Source organism: Gemmatimonadota bacterium (assembly GCA_026705765.1).
Classification (GTDB): Bacteria; Latescibacterota; UBA2968; order UBA2968; family UBA2968; genus VXRD01.
On sequence record JAPPAB010000094.1, the window covers coordinates 1 to 10,648 of the forward strand.

At 55.2% G+C, this 10,648-nt stretch carries 8 protein-coding genes; all 8 read left to right on the plus strand.

Annotated features, from left to right (window positions below):
- The coding region (locus tag OXH16_12430; GenBank protein MCY3682200.1) for a hypothetical protein at positions 1-374 on the plus strand (374 nt) is incomplete at its 5' end.
- Positions 375-405: 31 nt separating this feature from the next.
- A complete protein-coding gene (locus tag OXH16_12435) occupies positions 406-1,440 on the plus strand; it encodes a Gfo/Idh/MocA family oxidoreductase (protein MCY3682201.1) in 1,035 nt (344 codons plus the stop codon).
- A 189-nt stretch (positions 1,441-1,629) separates the two neighbouring features.
- Positions 1,630-3,882 (plus strand): DUF3604 domain-containing protein, encoded by a 2,253-nt coding sequence (locus tag OXH16_12440; protein MCY3682202.1) that lies wholly within the window; start codon positions 1,630-1,632, stop codon positions 3,880-3,882.
- A gap of 9 nt (positions 3,883-3,891) precedes the next feature.
- Positions 3,892-5,193 (plus strand): DegT/DnrJ/EryC1/StrS family aminotransferase, encoded by a 1,302-nt coding sequence (locus tag OXH16_12445; GenBank protein ID MCY3682203.1) that lies wholly within the window; start codon positions 3,892-3,894, stop codon positions 5,191-5,193.
- Entirely contained in the window at positions 5,172-7,358 is a 2,187-nt protein-coding gene (locus OXH16_12450) for a DUF3604 domain-containing protein (protein ID MCY3682204.1), read from the plus strand. Before OXH16_12445 ends, OXH16_12450 begins: the two co-directional genes overlap by 22 nt.
- Positions 7,359-7,386: 28 nt before the next feature.
- Entirely contained in the window at positions 7,387-8,205 is an 819-nt protein-coding gene (locus OXH16_12455) for a hypothetical protein (protein MCY3682205.1), read from the plus strand.
- 37 nt (positions 8,206-8,242) lie between these two features.
- A complete protein-coding gene (locus tag OXH16_12460) occupies positions 8,243-9,703 on the plus strand; it encodes a sulfatase-like hydrolase/transferase (protein ID MCY3682206.1) in 1,461 nt (486 codons plus the stop codon).
- Positions 9,704-9,723: 20 nt separating this feature from the next.
- Positions 9,724-10,648, plus strand: a 925-nt coding sequence (locus tag OXH16_12465) for a hypothetical protein (protein MCY3682207.1), incomplete at its 3' end; no start/stop codon positions are given.

Consider the following 10,648-nt stretch of genomic DNA (forward strand, 5'->3'; position numbering starts at 1 on the left):
TGGCGATGTGGCCGGAGCACCGGCTCGGGGGCATACGAGCGGATAATCGCGGGGCATTTACCCTGGAGAGTCGGAAGATAAACGGCGGAGAGCTTGTACTAAACTATACGGCCGACCGGGGCGGATGGATTCGAGCCGCCCTCTATGAAAACATTCCGCATCCGCCCGAGCCAGCCGACCCGCTTCCCGGCTATTCGTTCGACGAATGCGAACGGGTCTCGGGAGATCAATTCCGACAGTCGTTGAAGTGGAAAGGGAGCCCGGATCTTTCGCCGCTTGCCGGCAAGAAGGTCAACGTCCGCTTCGAGATGAACCGTGCCACCCTGTACGCCTTTGAGTTGGGGACGGCAACCAACGAACGACACAGCACCTGAAATCGTACATTGAGTATTTGAGATGTCTGCCATGAAACGTTACAAATTCTTGATTAGCGGCTGTGGAAGCGCTGGCCGTAACGTGGCCCAGGTAGCCGCCGCCGATGGACGTGGAGAAATTGTGGGCCTCGTCGATCCACAGCAGGCACAGTTGAACATGATGCATGAGCAATATCCGGATGCCTTGACTGGTCACGAGTACGCTCGACTCTTGCGAGAAACACAGCCCGATGTTGTAGTCGTAGCAGGACCGGATCACTTGCACGCCGACCAGACTGTCATGGCATTGGAGCAGGGCTGCCACGTCCTGGTGGAAAAACCGCTTGCCACCACAGTGGCAGATGCCCAACGCATCCTCGACGCGGAGGCAGAGAGTGGCCAGCACGTCATGACCGACCAAACCATGCGCTACCTGCATCCCTGGCACGAAATGGCACTGATGGCCCAATCCGGCGAGATTGGCGATGTTTTCTTTGTCCAGGGCGATTACATCCACGACATGTGGAGTCATTATTCACCCGAGGGCAAAAACCACACACCCTGGCGCATTGATCAGCAAAATCCCCAGAATATCCTGCTGGGCGGCGGCTGCCACCCACTTGATCTGATTTTGTGGACCGTCGAATCCCCGGTTACGGAGGTCTATGCCTATAGCAATAAGCTCAGCATCCCGGTATTTCCAGATGATGACTGTTATATTGTGATCCTTCAATTTGAAAATGGCGTCACAGGCAAAGTCTTTGTGACAAGCGGCTGCTCTGGACATGGCATGGGCGAGGGAATGGGCGGCGGCTTTCTGGCCGTATATGGCACCGAGGGCACGTTGTGGAAAGGTCAACTCTTCCGCCGCGGCCATGAGCCAGTTCCAATTGAAGAATCCTCTGCTCATGAAGTGGTTGGAGGACACGGCTGGGGACGCTCTGTGGTCGATTATCTGAATCTGCTCGACGGCAAAATCAGCAATCCGATCCCTGCTCAATGGGGTGCGCGCATAGTTTCTATCTGTGAGGCAGCACTGGATTCGATTCGCACGAAGCGCCCGCAATCCCCTCATTGGTTTGAATAGCCCGCAACCAAAGAATCCCAAGAATCCCAAAGAGATTTGGATTCGCTTGTGCTTTGCTGAATTAAATTTTATACTACCGAGACTGGACAAGTTCGTACCGGCCTATTTGCTCGTTCCCAAAGAGTTACAGAATCGGGTTCCGGGTCTCCTTTGCCTGCACGGGCACAGCCAGTTTGGGGAGGAGAACCCATGCCGAAATCACGAGTGCAGCGCGTCAGCATCACAGTCCAACCTGTGCCGGGTAACGAGCCCGATGTGTTCGAGGTCGAATTTCACGGAAGTGACGGCTCACGTAGCTGTGGGCACGATCTGGAATTGCCCGCAGGCAAGTTGGGGATGTGGAAGATTACTGCCACCGCGTCAGAAACCATAACTGCCGGCGGCGGTTTTCTTTTTCAGCGGCACTCGTTTCTGTTCTCGCATCGGATTCAGGACTACAACCCAGAGGGACGTGATTTCGTCACTCTAAAAACCCAATGTGATGCGGCCTTACGCCTGGTCGTCAATTCAGAAAAGCAGTCCCACCGTCCGGGATTCGCCCAGGTGCTGGTCGATGAGGGTGAGATGAAAGCCGGTGATACCTTCACCATTCAGATTGGCGATTCGAGCTATGGAGGCGCGGGGAGTGCCGTTTATGACGGAACGACTCTGGGTCGGATTACCGGCGCCGTGGATCGGACAGGGGATGGCGTCTATCGGGAACTGGTCTGCAACCCTTGCAGGATTCACATCACATCCAATCCTGTGCCGGCGCTGCTTCGGCTTCTGGGCCCGTCGATCGTTACGCCCGATGAGGCCTTTGCACTGCATCTGATGGCCTTCGATGCAAGCCACAACATCTGCGAACAATTTGAGGGTCGAGTGACCTTCTCTGGTCCGATTTCAGCGGTTGAGGGGTTGCCCAAATCCATCTCGTTGGGCTCCAGTGACAGCGGGCTCGTGATTCTGGAAGACATTCGCATATCAGAACCCGGCCTTATCCGTCTGATCGCGGAAGACGAACGCCACGGTCTAAGGGCAGTGAGCAATCCCATCCTCTGCAAGGAACAGCACCACCACCGTCTCCTCTGGGGAGATCTCCATTGCCACGGATGGGGCGACATTAGCATGTCGCTACTGGACGATCCCACCTTCAAGATTCATCCTGAGCGGAGACACGAACAGTTGCGGAGAGTCGGCCGGCTGGACTTTGGGGCGCCGGGACCGGCCGTTCCGCCAATCCAGGAGGACCGACCGGAGCTGTGGCGTGCCTATCAGCAAGCCTATCGGAACAACGATGAGCCGGGGACTTACGTTCCTTTTCTTGCTTCAGAGGTTCACCCGAGACCTGGAGGGGATCGGAACGTGATCTACCGTGAATGGACTGAAACCTATCCCCCCACCTTCTGCACCATGGACGAAGTGATGGCCGAGTTTGGAGATCGAGAGGATGTGATCCTTGAAGCCCACATCGGAGGTGGTCCCCCCCAATGGTACGATTATCGCCCCAGTCACGAGCCGCTTCTTGAGGTCGCCAGCGGGCATGGCTGCTTTGAATGGGTGCTCCAATGGGCCCTGCGCTGTGGCTTTCGCCCAGCCGTTATTGGATCGGGGGACACCCACCTCGCTACAATGGGCGCTCCAATCGCCGCCAAAGACTACTTCGGGAGGTGGCATAATGTTGGTTTGAACTTCCGAGACACCGGGTATGGAAACGGACCGATCGCCGCCGTTTGGGCAGCGCGCTGCGAGCGTAACGAAATCTGGAAGGCGATTCGGGATCGACGCACCTTCGCCACCACTGGGGCGCGCATCATCCTGGCCGTAGATGTCAACGGACACACTGCGGGCAGCGAGGCCAAAATCGCGGCTCCTGCTGAGATCACCATTTGCGCGCACGCCTGTGCTCCCGTGCAGCGAATAGACTTGATTCGGAATGACCGTTGTCTCCACTCATGGCATCCCGATGCACTCGATATAGATCTGACCCACACCGACGAGATTCCGCTGCGAGAGGGAGCCTATTACGTTCGTCTCCGCCAAATCGACGGTGAATATGCATGGTCCACGCCAATCTGGACCTTCTGCCCGGATGGATCTGAGCAAGATGACCTGCCCAGGTGGAACGCGCACGAGCCTCTTGATCTCACGAGCTTCAGGCCCAACCAGGCGGAGTCTTACGAAGCCGATCTGTACCGTTACCTGGAGGTGGAAGAAGAGATCGATGCGTTTCACGATCTGACCCCTTTCGACGTAATCGAGGAAGTCACCGGAAAATGTGCGCTTTTCCTCGGATATTTTGGTATCGATCGAGATCCCATCAGTATTCGCTGGTATTTTGAATTCGACATGCCCAAAATCCATGTGGACTGGGGGTGGAGAGATTTTGGACTCCGGCCGACCCCTCTCAGAGTGGAAGAGCGTATCCTGGAGTCTGATACGTCGCATCAGAGATTACATTAGGAGAATACCATGGCACAATCACTTCTGGCAATTGAAGGAGGCCCAAAGGCCGTTACGGCTCCAGTAGGAGATGGGTGGGAAAATATCGGGCCGCTTGAAAAGTCGTACGTGAACGAGGTACTGGACGATCCGAAGACAGCCCGGCGACATCTCGAGCTCTTCGAATCTGATTTCAGCAAACTGGTAAAGACCCAGCACGCGATCTGTACGTGCAACGGAACCGCAGCTTTGCACTCGGCCATTTTTGCTGCGGGTGCCAATGTTGGCAAAGAAGTGATCGTGCCATCAGTCACCTGGCATGCCACGATTTCACCCATCCTCCACTGCGGCGCAACGCCAGTATTCTGCGAGGTAGATCCGAACACCTTCTGTGCGGATCCGGAAGATGTAAAGCAACGAATCACAGACAGGACATGCGCGATTGTCGTCACACACGTCTATGGGAATCCGGCGGATATGGATGGACTGCTGGACCTGATCGCCGGAACCGACATCAAGCTGATTGAAGACGCCTCTCACGCACACGGCGCTCTGTGGAATGGCAAGCCAGTGGGCAGCATTGGCCACATTGGATGCTTCAGTCTGCAGGGCAGCAAGCCAGTTACGGGATTGGAGGCCGGAGTGGTGGTGACAGATGACGATGATCTCTATGACCAGATGATGGCATTGGGACAGTACGGTCGTTGCGGGGGATCGTGGAAAACAGATCGGTTTAAGGGATTGCACAACATGGGCCTGGGCGTCAAATACAGGGCGAATCCTTTTGGTATCGCGATGGCTCGAGGACGGCTCGAACGCCTTTCAGAGCTCAACGAAAAGCGCCGAAAGTGGTTTGCACAAATGGACGAGCTTCTCGAGAATGTAGAGGGGGTTGAGACTCAGAAGGCCTATCCAAAGGCTACCCGCGGCGGTCTCCTGTTGTATGCGGGTCTGGTCGATCCCGAAGCCTATGGAGTACCCGTGTCGAAAGTTCTGGAAGCGCTGGTAGCCGAAGGGGTGCGGACAAAACCGGAGATAACGCCTTACGGGTATGGTGTGATGCATCTGGAGTCACTGTTCAACGATTTCTCATTCGAAGGCCTTGGGGGTCCCTGGGGATATCTTCTAGATAACGCGAGGAAATCGTATCGACCAGGCAGCCTGCCGATCAGCGAAAGGATACATAGCACGTGCTTCTGGCTATCTACCCCTGTAGATCCCGATCCGATCTGGGTCGAACAAACGGCAGAGGCATTTCAGAAGGTATATGACAACCGTTCGCGGCTTTCTGAATTAACGGATGATACCGTATGTCAAAAAACGCTCGCATAGAGTGGATCCATGCCTCGATTCCCGGGGATGAACCCGATGGATTTGAGGTCCTGTTTCGGGGTGCAGATGGTTCTGTTGCATCGGGATCCACATTCAATCTGCCTGCCGGGAAAGTCGGCACGTGGGAGATCACATTTACTGCTGCAGCGAATGTGCAGGATGGTGGTGGATTCTGCTTCTTCCGCCGCGGATTCCTCATGGGCCACGCCCCTCAGCTAAATAACCCACTGGGACGCGACTATGTGACAATAGCGTCAAATTCTGATGCCAGGCTGGACCTGACTGTCAATTCCGACCACGGTCACGAACCCGAAGTTGCGAGGGTTCGCGTGTCGAAAGGGGTCCTTCAAAAGGGAGATTGGGTCAGATTGCGAATCGGTGATCGCTGCGGGGGTGGTCCAGGTGCTGAAGTTTATGACTCGACTACAATGGCGCGACTGGAGGCAGCGGTAGATCGCAATGGCAGTGGTGAATTTGTCAGCATCGCGGGAGGAGAGATCCGGATTCGCATTACTTCAGAAGCATCCGCAGATATGCTGCGAATCCTGGGACCATCCATTGTCGAACAGGGCGAATCGTTTCACCTCAATCTGGTCGCTTTCGATATCCATCGAAATGTGTGTGAACAATATCAAGGCGTCGTCCAGTTAACTGCCCCCGACAATATATCGGGCCTGCCGGATCGAGCGATATTTGAGCCAGTACATAACGGCGTCCTGAGGTTGGAGGACGTGCAGATTAGCCACCCTGGCGTTTATCGCCTCGAAGCGAGGGATGGAGACCTTCGAGCCATAAGCAATCCGATATTCTGCCAGAAGTCTCCGGACTTCCGGCTGCTCTGGGGAGACTTTCACTCCCACGCCTGGGGCGATACGTCCATGGCGCTGATGGACGAGCCCAGCTTCAAGTTGGATCCGGATGCCCGACACAGGCAAGCCCGCGAAGTGGGACGGCTGGATTTTGCGGCTCCAGGCCCCATGTCGCCACCAGACCAGGCTGACGAACCTGAACTGTGGGAAGCCTTTCAACAGGCATATGCCAATCACGATGAGCCCGGAATATATGTGCCCTTCCTCGCATCGGAAGTTCACACGCGCTCTGGAGGGGACCGAAACGTCGTGTTCCAGGAGATGGAAGATGGGTACCTGCCGACCTTTTCGTCGATGGAAACCCTGCTGGAAACCTACGGAGATCGGGAGGATGTTCTTCTTGAATCCCACGTTGGAGGAGGACCGCCAAATTGGGACGCATTTCGGCCAAATGTCGAACCACTGCTGGAAGTGGCCAGCGGTCACGGCGCTTTCGAGTGGCTCCTCCAGAAGGCACTGAGGTACGGCTATCGACCGGCCGTTATCGGATCGGGAGATATCCATCTGCCCACACTGGGCGCCCCAATGGCTCCCCATTGCTTCCGGGGTCGGTTCAACAAGGTGCTCAACATCCGTGATACCGGATTTGGATCGGGTCCTCTGGCGGGTGTGTGGGCCACTCGCTGTGAACGAGAGGCCATCTGGCAAGCTGTCGCTGAAAAACGAACCTTTGCAACGACTGGGGCTCGAATCATTCTGATGGTTTCGCTGGGAGGCAATCCCGCTGGCAGCGAGATACAGCTTTCAGGCCCAGCCAGAGTTCGTGTGGTAGCTCACGCATGCTCAACAGTGCAGCGCGTAGATCTCATCCGGAATGATCGACGCTTGAAGACCTGGCGTCCGAACACGCTGGACGTAGATCTGACTTACGTGGATGAACATCCGCTCAAACAGAATGCCTACTACATACGGCTTCGCCAGAACGATGGAGAATTTGCCTGGAGTACACCGATCTGGGCAAAGGCGGCAGACGGAGAATCTCAACCAGCATCGGACTTGCCGTGGTGGAATGAACATGAGACACCCGTTCAGGTGAATTCCAGCGGCGCCGAAAGCCACACAAATGATTTGCTGCGTTACCTGGAAGTAGAAGAGGATCCGAACCTGTTGTCGGAACTCACGCCTGCGGGGATGCTGGATGAAGTGACGGGCCGATCTGCTCTTTTTTACGCATACCTGGAACCTCAACACGAACCCGTGAGTATTCGCTGGTATTACGAGTTTTCCATACCCCGAATCCATCTGGATTGGGGCTGGCAGGATTTTGGCGCAAAATCCGGCAGAGGAAAAGATTAACGCAATACGAACAACGGGGGTAGAATCAATGTCCGATCTGGATCCGATTCGCGTACATTATGTTCGGGAATTCACCCGGTTGAGCCTTTGGTACGCGAACAAACGGCTGCGGGAAAATCTCGGCGATCTGGAAGATACCGTCAACGTGCGAGTCAATCTGTACCGGAATACCTCACTCTACAACGGCAACCACCATCCGGCAGCGGGAGACGAAGATCCCGAATGGAACGTCATTGTAGGGAAATTGGGAGAAATCTTCGACAAGTATGGTAATGATAGTGAATCCGTGGAGATCAGGGGACTTGCGATCCTCTGGCCACTTATGGAAGCGCGCATTCGCACGTTGGGTAACGAACAGCCCAGACCTGGCGATCGTTCACACGAATGTTGGAATCATGACTACAAGCACGAGGGCTCGTTGAGCCTTCATATTGCCAATGTTTACCAGCCAAAATCTCCCCTCAGCGATATGCACATACAGTTTGCTGCATCGCTAATCAGGCTGCTCAGAGATTCGCAAGTACATCGGCCGGAAGTAAAAGTGGTTCGATGCGGCAGCTGGATGAATTCGGCACCGCGGTTTCAAATGCTGTTTCCCGAGGCCTGGATTCAGAGCGCTGAGAGAAGAACAGAGATGCGATACACGATGGGACACTGGGGGCAGTTCATGGACCGGCGGGGTGATTTTCACGAAAAGAACGGGGCATTTTTCCGGCGTACCGGCGAGATGCCCTATTCCAGCTCTTTGTGCAGGTGTAAGATTGAGATGGTTCTCGACCATCTTCACGAGACCTTTCCCGAAGCTGTGGCACATAACGACCACCTGGGATATGTTCCAACGGCTTAAGATGCCGCCATTGACAACGCGCACCGAGGTGACTTCGATGAATGTCGTTTATATCATGACCGATCGGCACAACCCTGAGTTTTCCGGTTGTTACGGTAGTTCCATTACCCGTACGCCTCACATCGATGCGCTCGCCAGGCGAGGAAAGAGATTCGACAGTGCCTATTGTCCAAGTCCTCTGTGCGCGCCTTCTCGGGGAGCGATGATGGCGGGACGGTATGTTCACGAGATCTCCACCTGGGACAATGCGTTTCCCTATTCAGGAGTGCCCAGAGGCTGGGGGCATTACTTTGCAGAAAATGGTGTCGTGCTTACGACCATTGGCAAGCTCGATTACAAACCGGGCAGTGATGCTGGAGTGGAAGATATGCGCCTGGCCAAGGCACGGGAGAGTCTGGACGTACACACGCTGTTCGAAGAGGGCCGTGTGCACCCCCGATACCACCACCTGCATCGATTGCGGGAAGCGGGTCCTGCAAGTGGGCGTGGGGAACACCAGCACGACGCGCAGGTCGTGGAAGAAGCGATACAGTGGCTGATGAATGAACGCCCACAAGATCGCCCCTGGATCCTGATCGTGAATATCAAACAGCCCCATCCCGGATGGAATCCGCCGCAGGAGCTATGGGATTACTACGATCCGCTGGTGCGAACCGAAGACCTGGACGAGCGCTATTCGGAACCCATTTCTCGACTACACCCCTTCCACCGGGATTTTGTTCGTTACACGTGCAGCGATCTTTGCACACCCGAAGAGTTGCGCCGTGGTCTGGTAGGCTACCACGGCATCTGTGAGATGGCAGATCGCAACGTGGGGCGCGTGCTCAAAGCCATAGACACCGAGAATCTCTGGGACTCGACGCTGGTCGCCTATGCTTCGGATCACGGTGGCAGCATGGGGGCACATCGCAATTCCGGAATGGGATCGATGTATGAGGATTCAATTCGCGTACCCATGATCGTGGCTGGACCCGGCATAGAATCAGGCGGGTCCGAGCCTGCACCTGTTTCACATCTCGATCTTTTCCAGACATTCTCGGAAGCCCTGGAGTTGCCTTCGCCAACACACATGCGAGGGACATCCTTGCTGGGATCCACGAGGGGCGCGCCGGATGCGGCACTTCCCGAATTCGCGATCAGTGAATTCCATGGGCCGGGCCTTCCGGGAAGCGCTTTTGCTCTTCGATCGGGTTCAGATAAATATGTGGAATGCGTTGGGGAAAGACCGATGTTGTTTGACCTTTCAGAAGATCCTTTGGAGATGCGAGATCTTGCGGAGCATCCCGATGCGTCTCAGAAACTGGCTCGGCTTCGGCGAATGCTATACCAGGTGTGCTGCCCGGAAGCGATTGATCAGAGGGCAAAGGCGGACCAGCAGGCGCTGCGCGAAGAAATGGCTAAAAGTGGAAGGCTTGTGGAGGAGTTGTGGAAACGAGGTTACGAACGGAATCCAGAACGCATGATTCCACGGCCGGAACTTGTCGTGCAAAAACCGTGAGATGACAAAGGTTTCTCGATATGTCACCTATCATACCACCTGATATCCAGCCAGCATCCACATCTGACCTTGCCGACTCAGATATCCGTGCAAAGCTCATAGAGCTTCTGGGGCTGGCTACAATCCCCGACAGCGTAGATTTCACAACCTTAGAAACGCGAGAAATCGAAGACATTCGCGTCACCCATCTGAGCTATCAGAACTCACTGCGCGAAACCGTTCCCGCCATCCTCATGGAACCGCCTGGACATACGGGAAAATTGCGACCGGGAATCGTATGCATTTCTGGCACATCCGGTTCTGCAGAACGGGTCGCACATCCACACTTCCATCAATCTCCCGATGGTCCGTTGATTGGCTGGGGACGTGAACTCGCGCGAAGAGGGTTCACGACACTGGCCATCTCGATCAAAGGCACAGAAGGAAGACGCCGCAGCATTGAAGAATGGGCAACAGAGAACAAACTCTTGGCTCCGTATGGACGAAGCCAGATGGGCATTCTCGTCGAAGAAACACTCAGAGCCGCTCGAATTCTTTGCGCCATAAATGGCGTTGACAAAAGCCGCATTGGCCTGACAGGCATGTCGCTTGGCGGCAACGCAACCTGGTATTCAATGGCGTGCGCACCCTGGATCGCGGCAGGCGTAACTGTCTGTGGTGGCCTTGGCAGCCTGGCCAGCGTCATTCACCAGAGTGACAACGAACGACACAGTGCCTATTACTACATCCCCAACTTTCTGTGTCACTTTGATCATCCGCGCGTCGTAGCCACCTGCATGCCTCCGCGACCTTTTATGATGATCTCGCCCACCCGGGACGAAGACATGCCGCGTCAAGGCGTCGATGCCCTTATACCCGTTGTACAAAAAGCCTATGCAGCAACAGGGCACGACGATCATTTTAAAGTCTATCAACCCGACGGCAATCATCGCTTTCTCGTTGAAT

What these genes read in the sequence shown, in the direction of transcription:
- OXH16_12435 (MCY3682201.1), top strand. Translation starts at nt 406, where the DNA reads ATGAAACGTTACAAATTCTTGATTAGCGGCTGTGGAAGCGCTGGCCGT.
- OXH16_12440 (MCY3682202.1), top strand. Translation starts at nt 1,630, where the DNA reads ATGCCGAAATCACGAGTGCAGCGCGTCAGCATCACAGTCCAACCTGTG.
- OXH16_12445 (MCY3682203.1), top strand. Translation starts at nt 3,892, where the DNA reads ATGGCACAATCACTTCTGGCAATTGAAGGAGGCCCAAAGGCCGTTACG.
- OXH16_12450 (MCY3682204.1), top strand. Translation starts at nt 5,172, where the DNA reads ATGTCAAAAAACGCTCGCATAGAGTGGATCCATGCCTCGATTCCCGGG.
- OXH16_12455 (MCY3682205.1), top strand. Translation starts at nt 7,387, where the DNA reads ATGTCCGATCTGGATCCGATTCGCGTACATTATGTTCGGGAATTCACC.
- OXH16_12460 (MCY3682206.1), top strand. Translation starts at nt 8,243, where the DNA reads ATGAATGTCGTTTATATCATGACCGATCGGCACAACCCTGAGTTTTCC.